General features: G+C 46.2%; 14 protein-coding genes and 1 riboswitch. Of the genes, 4 read left to right on the top strand and 10 right to left on the bottom strand.

Annotated elements, in window-relative coordinates; translation table 11 throughout:
* The 4 genes from L5L77_RS14515 to L5L77_RS14500 all read right to left on the bottom strand — a co-directional run bounded on the left by L5L77_RS14515 (position 1) and on the right by L5L77_RS14500 (position 6,791).
* The gene (locus L5L77_RS14515; protein WP_263223012.1) at positions 1–900 is read right to left on the bottom strand and encodes a HesA/MoeB/ThiF family protein; all 900 of its coding nucleotides are present in this window, start codon (positions 898–900) and stop codon (positions 1–3) included.
* Positions 893–2,815, bottom strand: a complete 1,923-nt coding sequence (locus L5L77_RS14510) for a bifunctional hydroxymethylpyrimidine kinase/phosphomethylpyrimidine kinase (RefSeq protein WP_263223011.1) — start codon at positions 2,813–2,815, stop codon at positions 893–895. Before L5L77_RS14510 ends, L5L77_RS14515 begins: the two co-directional genes overlap by 8 nt.
* 2 nt (positions 2,816–2,817) lie before the next feature.
* Positions 2,818–4,923 carry a phosphomethylpyrimidine synthase ThiC gene (gene thiC / locus L5L77_RS14505; protein ID WP_263223010.1) on the bottom strand — a complete coding sequence of 702 codons (2,106 nt, stop codon included), beginning with the start codon at positions 4,921–4,923 and terminating at the stop codon, positions 2,818–2,820.
* 201 nt (positions 4,924–5,124) lie between these two features.
* A riboswitch (TPP riboswitch) is annotated at positions 5,125–5,223 on the bottom strand.
* Positions 5,224–5,390: 167 nt separating this feature from the next.
* Positions 5,391–6,791 (bottom strand): hypothetical protein, encoded by a 1,401-nt coding sequence (locus tag L5L77_RS14500; RefSeq protein WP_263223009.1) that lies wholly within the window; start codon positions 6,789–6,791, stop codon positions 5,391–5,393.
* Positions 6,792–7,285: 494 nt separating this feature from the next.
* Between L5L77_RS14500 and trhA the strand changes: the two genes are divergently transcribed.
* Entirely contained in the window at positions 7,286–7,969 is a 684-nt protein-coding gene (gene trhA, locus L5L77_RS14495) for a PAQR family membrane homeostasis protein TrhA (RefSeq protein ID WP_263223008.1), read from the top strand.
* 147 nt (positions 7,970–8,116) lie between these two features.
* On the opposite strand, the gene L5L77_RS14490 is transcribed toward trhA, so the two are convergent.
* From L5L77_RS14490 to L5L77_RS14480, 3 genes are all read right to left on the bottom strand, one after another.
* Positions 8,117–8,725, bottom strand: coding sequence for a tRNA-uridine aminocarboxypropyltransferase (locus L5L77_RS14490; RefSeq protein WP_263223007.1), 609 nt, complete (start codon positions 8,723–8,725; stop codon positions 8,117–8,119).
* Positions 8,726–8,873: 148 nt separating this feature from the next.
* Positions 8,874–9,404 (bottom strand): NUDIX hydrolase, encoded by a 531-nt coding sequence (locus L5L77_RS14485; protein WP_263223005.1) that lies wholly within the window; start codon positions 9,402–9,404, stop codon positions 8,874–8,876.
* A 271-nt stretch (positions 9,405–9,675) separates the two neighbouring features.
* Complete coding sequence (locus L5L77_RS14480; RefSeq protein ID WP_263223004.1) at positions 9,676–10,503, bottom strand: tRNA (adenine(22)-N(1))-methyltransferase TrmK; 828 nt, start codon at positions 10,501–10,503, stop codon at positions 9,676–9,678.
* Positions 10,504–10,782: 279 nt separating this feature from the next.
* On the opposite strand from L5L77_RS14480, the gene L5L77_RS14475 reads away from it, so the two are divergent.
* The 3 genes from L5L77_RS14475 to L5L77_RS14465 all read left to right on the top strand — a co-directional run bounded on the left by L5L77_RS14475 (position 10,783) and on the right by L5L77_RS14465 (position 14,701).
* Positions 10,783–12,945, top strand: coding sequence for a glycoside hydrolase family 97 protein (locus L5L77_RS14475; RefSeq protein WP_263223003.1), 2,163 nt, complete (start codon positions 10,783–10,785; stop codon positions 12,943–12,945).
* A gap of 366 nt (positions 12,946–13,311) precedes the next feature.
* Positions 13,312–14,214, top strand: a complete 903-nt coding sequence (locus tag L5L77_RS14470; RefSeq protein WP_263223002.1) for a helix-turn-helix domain-containing protein — start codon at positions 13,312–13,314, stop codon at positions 14,212–14,214.
* 37 nt (positions 14,215–14,251) lie between these two features.
* Entirely contained in the window at positions 14,252–14,701 is a 450-nt protein-coding gene (locus L5L77_RS14465) for a carboxymuconolactone decarboxylase family protein (protein ID WP_263223001.1), read from the top strand.
* Positions 14,702–14,783: 82 nt separating this feature from the next.
* On the opposite strand, the gene L5L77_RS14460 is transcribed toward L5L77_RS14465, so the two are convergent.
* The 3 genes from L5L77_RS14460 to L5L77_RS14450 form a co-directional block, all read right to left on the bottom strand.
* A complete protein-coding gene (locus L5L77_RS14460) occupies positions 14,784–15,791 on the bottom strand; it encodes a class I SAM-dependent rRNA methyltransferase (RefSeq protein ID WP_263223000.1) in 1,008 nt (335 codons plus the stop codon).
* A 252-nt stretch (positions 15,792–16,043) separates the two neighbouring features.
* Positions 16,044–16,766 carry a hypothetical protein gene (locus L5L77_RS14455; RefSeq protein WP_263222998.1) on the bottom strand — a complete coding sequence of 241 codons (723 nt, stop codon included), beginning with the start codon at positions 16,764–16,766 and terminating at the stop codon, positions 16,044–16,046.
* Between the two features lie 113 nt (positions 16,767–16,879).
* Complete coding sequence (locus L5L77_RS14450; protein ID WP_263186760.1) at positions 16,880–17,749, bottom strand: alpha/beta fold hydrolase; 870 nt, start codon at positions 17,747–17,749, stop codon at positions 16,880–16,882.
* Positions 17,750–17,877 lie beyond the last annotated feature (128 nt).

Here is a 17,877-nt window from a genome sequence, read left to right as displayed (position 1 = left end):
TCAAACCTCAAGATTATCTTTATTTGATGATAGATAAGCCCCTTTGGGGCCACATATGTCACAATGGGGATCCCGCGTTAATATCGCCGCAGTCCATGAAAGTGATTTAGCGTCGAAGCGCCAAAAACGCCCCAACAAGGCACTTTTCGATTCATTACAACTATCCATATTCAACAAAAGTTGCATAGCCACCAAAGATTGCATTGACGCCATCACGCCCACGCTCGGACCAAGTACGCCTTGGGTACTGCAGCTCTGTGACACTCTCGTCTGTGCGGGGAAAATACAGTGATAACAACCACCAGAGGGGAACTGCACTTGATCGACTGCAAACAATTGGCCGCTAAATGCTGCGATTGACGCGCTGACTAAAGGTAAAGCAGCTTCGATACAGCTGCGATTAATGGCTTGGCGGGTCGCAAAGTTATCAGTGCAGTCAAGCACGAGCACTCTTTTACCCTGTTGTTTTAATTGTAAAACCTCAGCGAAGTGATGAGCTGATGTCTCAGCACTAAATACTGTTTCATGGGCAGTAACAGTGCACTGCGGCGCTAAGCCTTTGAGCTTTTGCTTGGCAACTCGCGCCTTATTGAGTCCAATGTCGGCATCGGTGAATAGCAATTGTCTTGGTAGATTCGAAACTTCAACCTTATCCATGTCGATTAAGGTCAAGTTGCCAATGCCAGCACAAGCCAGATACTGCGCCGCCAATTGCCCTAAGCCGCCAAGCCCTACAATAACAACGCTGGCGTCGACCAATTGCAATTGCCCTGCCTCACCGACCTCTGGCAATAAGACTTGCCGAGAATAACGCATGAAATCTGAATCACTGAGTGTATGAGCGCTTTGTGTACCGTCGCAAAGAACCTCTGCGTGAGCAAGCGGTTGGTTTTTACTCATGCTTAGCAACCAACTCATGCTTTACAGCCAGTTCTTCAGACAAGCTACATTGCTCCCACGCTTGGCTCAACTCTGCAAATGCTGCGACTGGATCCTGAGCCTCGGTTATTGCGCGCACCACAGCAATATTGCCGACCCCAGTGGCTTTCACCTTTGCCAGATTAGCTAAGTCGATGCCGCCAATGGCGACCAAGGGATAGTGGTCTTGGAGTAACGCCACATAATGTTTAAGTTTTGCGAGCCCTTGGGGCGCCGAAGGCATTTGCTTCGTCGTGGTTGAGAATATATGCCCAAGCGCTATGTAGGATGGCGAGTATTGATGCGCCAGTAGCAACTCAAAATAACTGTGGCTGGATATACCTAATGCGAGCCCTGCCGACTGAATGGCCGCTAAGTCGGTAACGGCGAGATCTTCTTGGCCTAAATGTACCCCAAAGGCATGGTATTTTATCGCTAACTGCCAGTGATCATTAATAAAAAGCTGTGCATTAAAATGCTTACCTAAGGCAATGGCCGTTTGAATTAGTGCTTCTAATTCAGAGCCAACCAACTCAGACTTACCTGACTCACATTTGCCTAAATCAGATTCGGCTAGCGCTGCACTAGATAACTCGCTGATGTCGGTTTTTATCCGTAACTGCAAGGTTTTAACGCCTGCAGCTAACAAACTCTCCAGCATGGTTAAGTCACTCACAACAGGGTAAACACCAAGATCGGCATCGAGCACTTTAAAACCGTGGGATAAAATATTTTGAGGTGGCGTCGAGGCTATTCTTACCTGAGCGGTTGCCTGATCTGTTGCAGATAAAGCTGTTGCAACTAAATCACTTATAATATCAAGGTGTTGGTTGAGTTGGTGACTAATAAAATTGCCATCACACAGCCTTATCTTTGCATAGCGGGACAAGTCATTGGGCCACCCCGTACGGGCCAACGGCCCTGGACCTTGCCCTAAACCAATCGCCGCGCTTAAGCCTTGACTCACGTAGGCTTTGGCAACCACCACCGCATCTTGTAATACAAAACCCTGCGCTAACACGGTGGCAATGGCCGATGACAAAGTACAGCCGCTACCATGGTTATGACGGGTATTAACCCGCGGGCTTGCCAACCAGAAACGCCCATTTTGATGCAGCTCAGAGCTAGCGCGTACTTGATGGCAAACCAGATAATCCTCGGCAAGCTCAAAATCCCAGCCGTTGCTATCGAGAGTGCTAACATGAACATTAGCCTGAGTTTGAGCATGAGTGTTATCGTGAGTTTTAGCATGAGTATCAGCAAGAATGTCAGTGCTGCCAAAGCTCACATCGCCCCCTTTAGCGAGCACACTGCAATCTAAACTCTGGGATAAAGCCTGTGCTGCAGCAACGAACTGCGATTTGGTCGAAACATCACTGTGAGTTAACCGCCTAAGTTCAAGCACATTGGGCGTGATAAGTTCGATTAAACCTTTGAAAGGCCTAAAATCTAAGGCTGATTTGGCCGCACTTTTTATATCCTGACAGTTATCTACTGCTAATGCATCGCCACAACTGGCGACCATCACTGGATCGACAATCACAGGCACAGATGGATACTGGATTTTAAAACTCGCGATCCAATCTGCCAGCAATGCCACTTGAGTTTGATCTGCCAGTAAGCCGATTTTAATTGCTTTGGGTGGCAAGTCGGAAAGTAGAGTCGTCAGCTGAGCCATTAACATCACCGCTGATACGGGCTCAACTAAAGTGACCGCCACTGAGCTTTGCGCCGTCACTGTGGTGATCACGCTGCAACCGTGACAACCCAAATCTTGAATCGTGGCCAAGTCCGCCTGAATACCGGCACCGCCGCCGCTGTCTGAACCGGCTATGGTCCAAACAAATGCGGGGCGAGCGGTATTCATGGGCGAATTACCCCCATGAATACCCGACATAATTAGGCTTCCTCTGCTTCGGCGACAAGCTTGTCTTTCACGTGATAGATCTCGGCGCCCGAAGCAGCAAATTGTGCCGATTTTAGCGCCATTGCCGCTTCCAACTCCTGCGGCGTCTTGATTGTGACTTGCATGGCTTGGGCAGCCGCTTCAACTTGCTCCGCTTTCGCTTGTGCCGCCTCTAAGCCAGCGGCATAGGCACGTACATCTTGGGTGATTTTCATCGAACAAAATTTAGGGCCGCACATAGAGCAAAAATGCGCGACTTTAGCGGATTCCTGCGGTAAAGATTCATCGTGGTAAGCGCGCGCGGTTTCAGGATCTAGTCCTAAGTTATATTGATCTTCCCAGCGGAATTCGAACCGCGCCTTTGCCAGCGCATTGTCACGAATTTGCGCACTCGGATGACCTTTGGCCACATCGGCGGCGTGGGCAGCAATCTTATAAGCAATCAAACCTTGCTTAACATCTTGTTTATTCGGTAATCCTAAGTGTTCTTTTGGCGTGACATAACACAACATAGCGCAGCCATACCAAGCAATCATGGCCGCGCCTATGCCGGAGGTGAAATGATCATACCCAGGTGCGATATCGGTGATTTGTGGGCCAAGGGTGTAAAACGGCGCTTCGTCGCAGTGAACTAACTGCTTGTCCATGTTCTCTTTAATGAGCTGCATCGGGATATGTCCCGGCCCTTCGATAATGGTTTGTACGTCGTATTCCCACGCGATTTTGACTAGCTCACCTAAGGTTTCAAGCTCTGCAAACTGGGCGGCATCATTAGCGTCGGCAATCGAGCCTGGACGCATACCATCACCTAAGGACAGGGATACATCGTAGGCGACGCAAAGCTCACAGATCTCACGAAAATGGCTGTAGAGGAAGTTTTCCTTATGATGGCTCAAGCACCATTTGGCCATGATTGAACCACCGCGGGAAACGATCCCAGTAACGCGTTTAGCCGTCATCGGCACATAACGTAGCAGTACACCAGCATGAATCGTAAAGTAATCAACACCTTGCTCAGCTTGTTCAATTAAGGTATCGCGGAACACTTCCCAGGTTAAATCTTCTGCCACGCCGTTCACTTTCTCCAGCGCTTGATAAATCGGCACTGTGCCAATGGGCACTGGCGAGTTACGGATGATCCACTCGCGGGTTTCGTGGATATAACGACCCGTGGATAAATCCATGACAGTATCCGCGCCCCAACGGGTAGACCAGACGAGCTTTTCCACTTCTTCCTCGATGGAAGACGTCACCGCAGAATTACCGATATTGGCGTTCACTTTCACCAGAAAATTACGCCCGATGATCATAGGTTCGGCTTCGGGATGGTTAATATTCAGCGGAATAATCGCGCGGCCACGGGCAACTTCGGCGCGGACAAATTCGGCGGTAATCGGTTCACCAACTAAGGCACCAAAGGCTTCGCCCTTGGCTTTACGATTGAGGATTTCATCCTGTACTTCGGCGAGAGCCATATTCTCGCGGATCGCCACATATTCCATTTCGGGCGTGATAATCCCTTGACGGGCATAGTGTAATTGACTGACGCGTTTGCCCTGCAGCGCTCTGCGTGGGCGGACAATCGCACTCGAACCCGCCTCAAAACGCAGATGGTCTAAACCGTCATCGGCGAGTCTTTGTTGGGTAAAATCGGAGGTCGCGCAGTGTAATTGCTCTGTATCGTTGCGGGCTAGGATCCAGTTTTGTCTTAATTTACCAAGGCCGAGGCGCACATTGATGTCGGCCTCAGGATCGGAATAAGGTCCGGCGCAATCATACACGCGGATTGGCGGATTTTTTTCCATGATAGGCGCATCATCTGTACCGCCCACCAGCGTATCCGTCTGCATAATTTGTCGCATACCAACGCGAATATCGGCACTAGAGCCTTCGAGGTAAATCTTTTGTGAATTAGGATGTTGCAGTGGCGCTAGCGTATCGATAAAGGCTTGGGCCTGCGCACGGGTTTCGCGGCGACTCGGCGCCTGAGGCACGATTGATTGACTAGACTCAGTCGATTTATTAGGGATTGTCGATTCTGGCGCTGTGATTTCTATCGCACTGGCAGCTACAGCTGGGTTTGGGTTTGAACTGGACATAAGCAATCTCACGTTAAAAAATAGAGTTGCTTGTCTGGAGAATTGAGTTGTTGATAGCTGGGCATGGCAATCAATTTTTGTGACCAACACTGGCTTCAAAAATTGAGTTACCCTGCTCAATAACAATTAAATCTAAACATTAAGGCTTAAAACACTGCTGAGTTAACAGGTGTTCAAGCCGTCTATTTTGGCGATTTAATGTGTGTTATTACGCTTGTTTCCTTCGCAGGTTTTAACCTGATCAGGTTCAACGGATCCCGAATAAACGGTCTCAGCCAAGAGGCACTCCGACAAGATGAGTGCGCAGTATAGACAGAAGCGGCAGCAACAAACAAGGAAAAAAGCAATTAAAAATCTTAACCACCAATCCAAAATAAAGATTCATAATTAATTGTTTTTAATTGATTAAATAAAATTAAACTAAAAAAGCTATAATTAGCATGAAAATAAATCATAAAAAAAAGTCACTATTTATGGGGTTTGAGCATCATTTTGTTTAATCGAGATTGAATGGCATCATCAATAGCTTGATTGATTTTTTTGCCACTGCAGTTAATGGGAAAACCTAAATTTTCGGCGTTAGGATTAACTTGAGTGCCGACTTGTACCACGCGATAACAAGTATCCCCTTTACGCACAATACGATTTGGGTCTAAGGGTAAATCTAGACTCGTTGTGCCACCGAAATCATCGGCATTAGGGACAAATAGCACCTCCATCTCTGGGCTCATTTCACTCATATTCGATTTCCGGGTGAACTTATCGGCCTGTTCAATGACGAGATCATCGAGCGCTTGCTCGCGCTGACGTTCAAAATATTGCTGGGTGAATAAACTCATGCTTGAGCTTGTCGCTATTGTGCTCTCACCTTCTGCTGCGGGTGAACTCTTAGCGCCAAGCTGCGGCTTTATTTCTGTGGTATCAAGCGTATTCGTTGGTTTTGTTGCCATCGTTTCAGTGGGTTGTTCATCACTTGGGGCAATTGATTGAGTTTTCTTTGATTGAGATTGGATCGATTGAGTGATGTTCGGTTTAACCGTATCTGGGTTCACTTTTTCTGACTCTACTTTTTCAGAGACGGCCTTTTCGGGTGCTATTGTTTCAGGCATGACCTTTTCAAGTATTGGCAGAGGCTTCACTTGAGTTTGAGGTGTGGGAACAATTGTAGGCGTAACAGAACTTGTCGCTTCAGTCTTATCCTCGGCCTTGATCTCAGTTTTGAACTCCGAGGTTTCGGCTTTCTCTACCGCGGGAGCATAAATAAAGTAAGCCTTGATCGCTGTCACTTTAGGGCCACGGCTTTCTATTTCCTTCAATCCAAAGGGATTTAACTGCGGGCGCCACAAAATGCAGATAAGTAAAAATAAACACGCATGCACTAAGAGCACAAAAAATAACAAACTGAATCCTTTGAAATACGGCTGACGAGCACGCAAAACGGATCCCGTCCCCAATCCCTGAGCACTAGTTTGTATCGTCCTAGACAGTTCAGGTTTGGATTCAGACTCAGGAACCAATTTATGTTGATGTTGATGTTGATGTTGATGTTGATGTTGATGTTGATGTTCAGCATGGATTTCTTGCAGTACCAAATCTTGGGTTTTATCTTGAGCTATGCCTTTGATGTCATGCTTAGAGGCTGAATGACCTGTATCGCTATTGAACGCTAATGGCTCCGTATCAGTGGTAAAAACAGGCGTTTGAGCAGCATCCAGTTCACCAAGGTGATGATCAAAAGCGATAACTATCTCACCTTCTGGCGATGTGGCCGAAATCAGCAAAGCACTATCAGCATCATCTCCAATCGCTATCGCTGTAGGAGATGCTGTAAATAAAGGCGCGGCCTTGGGTTGATGTTGAAAAGGCAAAATCCATCCTTAGGTTTTGTATAGTATCCATTGATTTCAATGATGCTTAACGTGGAACGATTACACTCTAATTCAATATCAATCCAATATCGGGTTGGTGAATATTGAAAGCGAATTATCTATTGATTGCATTTACTTACGAGTGCTCAACGCAGATTAGAGGAGGCAAACAGAGCAAAGTTCAATGCAAATGCAACCTGCTACAAGCACAGTACTTTACGCCAGTGCTTGATAAGTCACTTGCCAGTTAAGACAAATAAGGCTGGGAATTGGGATCATAATCGCGCTAAATTGAATGTTAAATCTCACGTCTTGAAGCGAGTAGCATCATCAATGCGATGCACTGATGGGAGTGCAAGACGGCGTTAAAAATCTAAAAGATGAAAAATAGAAACCAACCATAAATTTAAGCTTACAAGTGTACGCTTAAATATGGTGATTTACTTTTCTAACTGATAGACTCAGTCATTATCGTTTACGAGTGTGTACCTACCATGTCGAGTCAAAGTGTTACCGAACAGCCAATGACAGTTAAAAAACCATTAAAATCTGGACCATACAGTATCAAAGAAGAGATCGCTAACAGTGTATCCCATGGCCTAGGTGTTATTGCGGGGATTGTGGCATTGGTCCTCATGCTGCTTAAAGGTCAAGATCACCTAACGCCAATTCAACTTACGGGCGTAACCATTTATGGTGCGAGCATCATAGTGCTTTTCCTATGCTCGACGTTATATCACAGTGTTAGCCATTCAGGCTGGAAACATAAACTGAAGATCGCCGATCACTGCGCTATTTACTGTTTAATTGCAGGAACTTACACACCTTTGATGCTGATAAGCTTACAAGGCACGCAGTCGATAGTGATTTTAACGGCCATTTGGTCGCTTGCAATTGGTGGGATCCTATTTAAGACACTGTTTATTCACAAATTCAAAAAGTTAAGTTTAGTCTTGTATCTCGCTATGGGCTGGCTATGTGTCACTGTGATGGGTGATTTAACGGCGGCGATGTCAGAGGTAGGCTTTAATCTATTAATCTTAGGCGGGTTATTTTACACCTTAGGAGTTGTGTTCTACGTCGGTAAACGCATTCCATTCAACCATGCCATTTGGCATTTGTTTGTGCTCGGCGGTGCCATGAGCCACTTTCTGTGTATTTATCTGACTGTTATTTAAATAGCTATTATTTAGCTGATGGTGATTTAACTGGCTCTGATTTAAATGACGGTGATTCAGCTGACGGTGATTTATCTATGGGTCAAAGCTAACAGTCGTTAATTATCTATTCAAGCACTTCCTCGAACGCTCTCTCAAACACCGCAATCAAGTACGGCTATTCAATTCAGTAAACAGCGACGCTAATACCGTCGCTTGTTCTGCTCTGCCACACTGGCGCCAAAGCGCAATAATACATTCTGCGGTACACAAGCCCCCTTCTTGCTGATTACGCCGCAATATAAAGGCGGATTCAGGCATAAGTGGCGGCAAACTGACTCGTTCAGCCGTTTTAAGATAGGGGCTCTGGCGCAGCATCTTACGCGCCTCCTGCCAAGTCGCATCTAAAATCACCACTTGGCTCGGCATTCGTTGTGCTGCTATGACTGTAGATTGTGCAGGCACTAACAAGGCTTGTGCGTTCGAGAGCGCTGGCTCAGCTAAATTCGTCTCTAAGGGGTTAATATCAGTGGGCATAGCAAACTCAGTATCACTTGCAGGAAACAACAGCTTGGCTTGCTGGGATGCCAACATAGCCACTAAATCGTTATCAAGTGCCGTTCTCGACCAGATGATGCTTTTCACCTCTTCAGGGAATGCGGCTAACGCGAGTTGGCCAGTATTCGTTTTGCGGGTTAACTCGCGCTCGTGGGTCAATAAAATAATCTGCATTGCCTTCCTTGCTGCTGCAAAAGAATGAGAAATAACATTAAACATCTAGCGATGTTAGAAACAGGCTCGAAGCAGTATCAGCTTAAAAGAGCACGTTGAAATAACGACGTTTAATCGCTAACCAAACCCTGCTCACTCAGTTATGCGTGAAATAAAATAATATTTTAAATACATGATTTTAAAGTAATAAAAATTAAAAACATTCCAAAACTATCTGTTTTAGCAGAAAAGTTTCACGCTCTATTGATTGGCCTTTATGGGGATGATTGCGCTGAATATCTTCATTATGGGCGATAGCTTGATGAATATTGAGCCATTGAGGTCGCATGCCATTTTTTATCTCATGGGCTTCTAATCGAGTCTCACCTAAACCACGCTCGCCCAGTGCGGTGTCGATACGGCACACGTAACAGAATGACTCCATGTGCACTACGTTCGCCCCTTCACGGTACCAAGGCCGAAACTCTTCGTAACGACCAAAGGGGGCTAACACTTGAATGTCTAGAGCGCCGGTTTCTTCCTGTAGCTCGCGGATCAGCCCATCTTCGAGGCTCTCGCCATCATCAATTCCGCCGCCGGGTAAGCTGTAGTCGCGGTATTTTTGGGTATAAAGCAGCAAAATGTCTTCACCCGATAACACAATCGCGCGGGCAGCTCTGCGATAAAAAACGCGTGCCGTCTGTAGGTTAACCGCTGGATCTTGGGTGGTTCTCAATAAACGCATAGTCGTAGCCATTTGCCGAAAAGGAGTCGAAGCATAAACGAAAATGCGCCAAATGCAGATCAAAAACTGTAGCAGAGGCAATAATCACACTCAGTCCAGTCCGAGTGATTAATAGATTTTAACGATTACAAGATTGATTGTTAACGGTTTATGCTAAAATCGTTTTGCCCATAATATTAACAACGAGATCACGATGCATCAGCTCTTTCGTCTGATCCTCATCTTTGGTGCTCATAGTCATTCTTAACGTAATGCCCAAGCGGCAAAATGCTCAAGCGCATTCAAGCTCACTATGCTCACTCAAGAGCTGGGCCAATTGCTGCTGATAGGCGTGAATAATTTCAGGAGTTTGCTTGTGCGCCGGCATGCGTTGGTAATGGCCAATCACCTGCGACAGGTAGCGGTGTGCTCGCGGCAAACTTACTTCATCTAACGTCTGCCACATTAACGACCCCGTAGCAGTGATAGGCAGACCATTTGGAGCCACGATTGTACTGACATGGAGGATTTCGTAGAAACGTTGATTCTCTTCCAATAAGAGTTCCGACTTAAGCCCTAGCCCTAAGGCCGAAAGTGATTGCCTGACATAGTAATTATGATGCACGGGACACAAAATAAACTCGAGGTGCCGCTGTGGGTGTTGAGCTAGAATTGCCCGCACTAATTCCACCAGCAATTCACCACCCACGCCAGTGATGATAATCAACTGTTTATCTTTGTCACTGGTTTGCTCGAGCGGTAAAGCCGCGACATCGAGGCAATGCACTTGCCACTGAGTATGACAACTTAAATTAGGGTCTATGTCTAGGTTTAAGTGTGGGTCTATGTCTAGGTTTAAGTTTGGGTCTATGTCTGGGTTTAAGTTTGGATCTAAGTGTGGATTAAGGCCTGATATGTCAGCGGGAAAAAAACGCTGTAAACGCAGTTCAAGCGCCTGCATTAGCGAAGGGACACAATCAACAAAATGTACGTGGCGGGCAGCGCTCCTTTCTAGCAACAGCATACCAAGCAAACCATGATCGCAGCAGCAATCCCAAATATGATCGTAATGACCAGTGATCATGCTGTTTATCTGTTGTAAACGTTGGCTAATTTTCACGGTTTGACCTTACTACTGCGGCTCCAAATGCTGTAAATCCCACTGTAAATCCCACTGTAAATCCCACGCTAAATTGCATTTTTAAGCAAAAAGAAAGCGCGCAGTTTACCCGAGTCAAAAGCAAACCACATCTTTTGTTCGTGCCCTCGCAGTGCTTCCCGTCACGTCTGTTACGCCACGCCTTAATGTGGTGAATACGTATGCAGGCCGTTGCGGTTAAAAAGCCATCGCCACTAGTATGCTGTGAGTCACATTCATTATAAAAATAAGGATCAAGGAATGTTCATCAAAACCAACCCTATTCAGTTCACTCGCAGCGACTTCACTGCCCGTCACGTAACAGACTGCCACTTAACAAACAGCCACACTCGCCAGAGCTCATCGCGACAAAAACTATCGCAAGCGCTATTAAGCCCTACAGCCATCGCCCTTGCAGTCACGAGTCTTTTTAGTGCCAACGTATTTGCTAAAACCGTTACCGTCAGCTCACCCAACCAACAAATTCAAATCAGCTTGAGTGACGATACTGGTCGCCCCGAATATAAAATCGATTTTCGCGGTAAAACAGTCATAGAACCGAGCCGCTTAGGCTTAGTTTTTCAATCCATTGGCGAACTCGGTCAAGGATTACAGATAAAAAGCAGCGATAAAAAAAGTGCTGATGAAAAGTGGCAACAACCTTGGGGCGAACAGGAATGGATCCGCGATCAGCACAATCAACTGACGGCAGTATTAAGTAATGGCAAGGTGCAACTCGAAATCGAATTTAAAGCCTTTGACGATGGGATTGGCTTTCGCTATCACTTAGCCCCACAAGCTGCCCTGCCCGCCAATTCGCCGCTATTAATCACTGACGAGTTAACCGAGTTCAATGTCGGCAAAAGCGATAAAGCTACAGCATGGTGGATCCCTGCCCGCGGCTGGAATCGCTACGAATATTTATATCGCACCACTGCGCTTAAAGACGTCGATAGAGCCCATACCCCCTTCACCTTTAAACTCGCAGACGGTACGCACTTAAGTATCCACGAAGCCGCCTTGGTGGACTTTGCCGCCATGACCTTAGATCAACAGCGCGATGGCAAACTTAAGGCGGATCTCACGCCTTGGTCCGACGGTATTCGCGTCAAAAACCAAGTGGGTTTTTATACGCCGTGGCGCACTATTCAAATTGCCGACAAAGCAACTGGGCTGCTCAATTCGCACCTCATCCTAAACCTCAATGAACCCAATAAACTCGGCGATGTTACTTGGGTAAAACCAGGGAAATACGTCGGTATTTGGTGGGGAATGCACTTAAACGAAAATACCTGGGGCTCGGGCCCAACCCATGGCGCAACCACCAGTGAAACAAAGCGTTATATGGATTTCGCCGCTAAATATCAGTTTGATGGCGTACTGGTAGAAGGTTGGAATGAAGGTTGGGATGGCGACTGGTTCCACAACGGCGACCAATTTAGCTTTACCAAGGCCTATGCCGATTTCGATCTGCCCGCCATCACAGCCTACGGGGCAAAACAAAATGTACGTTTAATCGGCCACCATGAAACAGCGGGTTCAGTCACGCATTATCGCGAGCAAATGGCAGATGCCTTCGCCCTGTATGAGCAGCACGGTGTTACTCAAGTCAAGACAGGCTATGTCGCCGATGGTGGCCAAATCAAGCGCATCGATAACAAAGGCATTACCCGTCACGAGTGGCACGACGGCCAGTTTATGGTCGGTGAGTATTTGCACAATGTCACTGAAGCAGCGAAACACCATATCAGTATCAATACCCACGAGCCGATCAAAGACACAGGCCTGCGCCGAACCTATCCGAACTGGATCTCCCGCGAAGGTGCCCGCGGCCAAGAGTACAATGCTTGGGGTAGCCCACCAAACAGCCCTGAACATACGGCCATGTTACCCTTTACCCGCATGCTTGCGGGTCCAATGGACTTTACCCCAGGGATTTTTGACTTAGCGCCCAAGGGGTTGGATGCAGAAAATCGTGTGCAAACCACATTGACCAAACAGCTCGCCTTGTACGTTGTGCTCTATAGCCCAATCCAAATGGCAGCAGATCTGCCGCGCAATTATGAAAAGCACTTAGATGCCTTCCAATTTATCCGCGATGTGCCCACAGATTGGTATCAAAGTGTCGCGCTGGCCGGTGAAGTCGGTGACTATGTGGTCTTTGCCCGCCAAGCGAAGGATCAAGGTGATTGGTACTTAGGCGCACTCACGGATGAAACCGCACGCAAGGTCACGGTCAAACTGGATTTCCTCTCCCCGAATAAACGTTATCAAGCACAAATTTACCGCGATGGATCAAAGGCCGATTGGAAAACCAATCCCTATGATTATGTGATTGAAACCAAAGAGGTGAGTGCTAAAGATAGCCTAAACCTCACACTCGCCAGCAGTGGCGGCACGGCAATCAGGTTCAAAGTGCTTTAGATTTAGTGTTTAAAAGTCAGTGCGTTAACAACGTGTTTAAGCGAGTGTGAAAATACAGAGTAAGAAAACAGAAAGTCACCAAGGATATACCTTGTCCTTGGTGACTTTTTATTGCCAGATAGGCCCTATTTATCCCAATACAAAACGTAAAAGTTAATCCTCCTCGAAGCATCTTAGCTGATGTTGGCGTAAATTCAGTTCGTGCCTAGGCCGACAAATCAGCATGAACCGAATACACAGGCTTTAAATACCCTCGCAAACTAGCCAACACCACAGACTGTTCAATCCAGCCCAAGGCAAATGCGTACAACCAACACAGGTGCAAAAATGCCACAGTTAGATTAATCTGACCTTCCTTTCTTCCTTATGGTGCTCAGCTTGCGATATCGGGCAAATTTATTAGAAATGCGCAGCTTTAAACGTTTCGAAACTGAACTCGCGCACTTAGGCTTTAGCCATTTTAAACCCTTAGCGCCACTTCGCCCTTGGGTGCAGCGCTACTTTCATTTGCGCGTTGCGACTGATTTACCGCAGAACATTGAACAGACATTTTATCCAGACGGCGGCACTAGCCTGCATTTCTATTTCCCAACTCAAACACTCAGTGGCGATGAACCTCAAGTGTTATTTCATTGTGGTCAGAGCCGACATTCCCACGCCTTTTTACCAGGAATCGAGCTGATGACAGTTCGCTTTCACCCCGGCGGCGCGTTTCATTTACTTGGCATTGAACTGCAAGATATTCTGTCTGCCGCATCAATGAAGGCTATTGATGCGACGCAATTGCAGCTAACAGGATTGGATCAACTGCTATCGCAACTGGCGGAAACCAATCAGCCAGCCCAACGCGTCGCCCTACTTGAGCACTGGTTATTGCAACTCACCCAGCAGCAATGTGATGCGGCCTTATCTCGACATAAAAGCGATATGATTAGCTTAGTGCAGGCGAGTTTACCAAAGCTTACTCAAACCCAAGCCAGTTTAGAGGATTTCTATAGGCAACTGCCCTTAAGCCGCCGTCAATTTGAACGAAGATTTAAACAAGAAACCGGATTGTCACCCGCGCAGTTACTGCAATTAAACAAAGTCAAAATCGCCCGAAACTTACTCAGCCAATCACCTAACCTCAGCCTAGTGCAAGTCGCATTCGATTGCGGATTTTACGATCAAGCCCATCTACATCAACACTTTGTACGGGTGACACAGCAAACTCCAGGACAATACAAAAAGCGTAAAATGTCGCAAATCTCCAATCCTACGTCGCGCTAACCGCTTAGATTGAAGCCTCAGCTTATAGGAGGCTTTTATGTCAGAACGTATACCACGCCAGCAAATTTACCAGCTACAACCCGCACTCGCCAACGCACTGTTAAGCTTAGACAAAGCGGCCGGTGATTCCCACTTTGCACCATTACTGGTGCATTTAGTCAAGCTCAGAGCATCGCAACTCAATGGCTGCGCGTTTTGTCAGCGAATGCACGCCGAGGAAGCCAGAAGCGACGGTGAAGAACAGCTGCGTTTAGATTTACTTGCCGCTTGGCAAGAGGTCGATGGAATCTTTAATGAACGGGAACGTGCAGCGCTACTCTGGACAGAAATCTTAACCCAAGTTGCTACTGCCCCCGTGCATGACAGTCAATATGCGGCGCTTGCAGAGCATTATTCCGAGAAAGAAATTGTCGACCTTACCAGCTTAATCATTGCCATTAATGGCTGGAACCGCGTCGCGATAGCTTTCCATTTACAGCCCATCTAGCGGCAAATAAAAAGGGCACCGAATCGGGTGCCCTGCTTGTTAATATCACTATGTAGTTCTTATCACTATGCCGTTTGTCTAGTTAACTTAATGTCAGCGCCACTATTTTAAGTGGATGATTGTCATCGAACGAAGGGAAATCCTCATGGGGATCGAGCCAAGTGTGCGTAGTGACTGTACGGCCTTGTTTTTCAACGCAGCGCACTAAACTGTCAAACCATGCTTGGCGCTCGACTTTCGCCACATTGTTACAGCAAACGATAGTGCCACCGACTTTGGTCGCCATTAATGCGGGCTTGAACAAACCTTGATAATCATTGACCAAATCAACAATACCAAAAGCACTCTTGGCATAACGCGGCGGATCGAGGAACACCAGATCAAACTGGGTTTGCGCCAATTTGGGATAACTCGGTAATTTTTGATTGCGACGCCCTCCCACACTCAAGCCTGCCAATTGGCGCAATGCCGGAAACGCATCACTCTGCACAAATTCACATACATTCGACACCTGATTTAACGCCGCATTCGCTTTGCCCGTCGCTAAAGCAAAGGAAGAAAAATCAACATTCATCACCTGAGTTGCGCCGCCGATGGCTGCCGCAGTACCAATGCCGCAGGTGTAGGAAAACAAATTCAACACAGTTTTATCTTGGCTGTGTGCCCGCACATATTCGCGACCAATACGCATATCGAGGAATAACAGCGGATCTTGTCCTTCGTGGCGCAGTTTAGTGCTGAACTTGATGCCATTTTCCTGCATTACTCGCTCAGAACTCGCAATCTCTGTCAGTGCGGGTGATAAGGCATTCAATACACGGGAATGGCCTAAAGAACGATCGTTATACACAATCGGCAAATCGGCCTGTTGCAACAAAACGGCGCTAATATCGCTCAACTCTTCGTCGGTTAAGGTCTGATGAAAACTCTGCACTAGCCAAGTATCGCCGTAGCGATCGACATTCAAGCCACTCACGCCTTCAACTGTCCCATGGAACACCCGAAAACAATCGGTTTTATCCTGTTCAGCTTGTTGTAAAAAATCATGGCGTTTCGCCAGAGCCGTCGATAACAGCGTTTGAATAGACATAAAAAGCGGGACTCGCGCAGCGGAAACCTGCGTAAGGTTTCAAGAGAGAAAACGGCATAATACCAAACTAGGTCGCAGAATATCGGATAAATTCACCAAAAGAGCGCTAAATAGCAAGCTTTGACACAATCCTACAATCCCACCTTCCAACCTAATCATATAGTTTGAGGACAGAATAGAATTAGATTACATACCTAGTCTTAGTTAACTCGAACAAGAAAAGAACGTTGAAAGCTTTAACGTAAAAATGAACTATTTGTAGTCATTTAGGGGCCAAACAATTCCTCGTCCAAAAGATTGCATATCGGTATCGAAACAGGGGCTGTCTAGCTTGTATGGAATAGCACCTAAATAACCATTAGAGAACCTCCGGACAATATAACCGCTTAGATTTTTTGTGTAATAGGTAGGAATACACTGGGGCCATACACCACATAACAGAATTAAGTTAATCGACAAGTAGTGTCTATCATAAGTCGCACTTTCATATGAAATGACAAGAGAAAGAGCATTGCCGTACTCAACCTGAATGTTTACTAACTGACCATTCATTTTCAAGCGGAAGTTTCCAAGTAAAAATATCAAGCAAAACACAAAATCACGAAAACGTAACTCATTTCTAGATTCGATTACATGCCTGATCCCAACCAGCTTAAAGATATCGCATAAACTAGCCTTTACTTCATCAAGAGAACCAATACCACGATTTCTTTTTTGAGGCAGCTCTATACCTTCAAAAGTTTCTTGCGTATTAGCATCAAAAAAATCAATGGCCTCTTGAAACCCGTTAATCACCAAACCACGGTCTTTCTCATCCGGATGTGCTAGGAAATCACCAAGTTCACGGAAAATACTTCCTTTTTGAGTGTAGTCTCTGGATAACATTAGAAACATTGCGACATAATCCTGATCAAAAGACCTATTTATAAATTTTCCATAAAAGAGTTCAATATGATGATGTGTGTAATTATTCATTTTTTGCCACTAATCCATAAGATCATTTTCAGGACATATCAGTACTCTATATGAGCTCGATAAACTAGGTCAAACATGAGTGACCATTATAAAACTGGTTGCTTACCGCAAACTCATGCCCCCCGTTTGCGATTCAATTCACTGAGTCCACTATGGATAAGACTGATGCAGGCAGAGGGATCTTCTAACGGCAGCAGATGCCCACATCGCTGATCTTCTAAAAACACTGTGTCTGGCGTGAGCTGTTGCCAATGCTGCCAAGTTGCTTCAGAAAAGAAGACTGACGGTTTCCCCCTGATAGCGACGCAGGGAAGCTTTATCTGCTGCAATATCGATAATACATTCGGCGGTTGGGTGTAATTATGCTCCTCCCAATATTTGGGAAACTTCAGGGTGAATCGACCATCCTTGTTTTGATAAACCCCGAACTGAGCTAAGGCGGTAAACACCTCATCATCAAAGCGTTTGTATAACTTACTCATTTTGCAATATTCAAGGAAATGCTCACGACTTTCCCACACATCGCGCTTCTTTAAGGTGTTTTTTGCAGGCGCGGTCAAATTCATTAACGATTTAGGCATGAACTTCGCAAACCAAGCGATAGGGCGCGACACCATTGCGGGTTCGATAAGTATCAGCGCTTTAAACAAATCAGGTCTTTTATTGGCGGCAAGAATGGTACAGGTTGCTCCCATGGAATGGCCAATTCCCACAATCGGCGCACTGCAATGCCGCTCAATATGCAAGATCAAGTCATCGGCATAAAGTTGCCAATCTTGGCGCTTAGGCGGCAAACCTACATCAGGCCATGTCGGCCTTAACTCGAGTGCATTAAGGCTGAACGCTTGCTGCAACTTGGCCAATAAGGGCGCATAAACACCCAATGGAAAACCATTAGCATGGTAGAAATGCGCACTTTCGCCAGAATCAGAAAAGGTTTTAAAAACCTGAGCCTGTTGTAATTCATTCCAAATTTGATTCATTCAAATCCTACTTATCGAGTCCCACTTATTTAATCGCCTTAATCTAGCTCGCCAGACTCGTTACGCTCAAGGTTCGAAATCAAACCTGCCGATTTTAGCCGTTACGGCAATCTTAAAAGGAGACCTAT

Origin of the sequence: Shewanella sp. SM29 (genome assembly GCF_025654245.1) — a bacterium.
GTDB classification, from domain to species: domain Bacteria; phylum Pseudomonadota; class Gammaproteobacteria; order Enterobacterales; family Shewanellaceae; genus Shewanella; species Shewanella oncorhynchi.
This window is presented reverse-complemented; position numbering and strand designations above follow the sequence as displayed.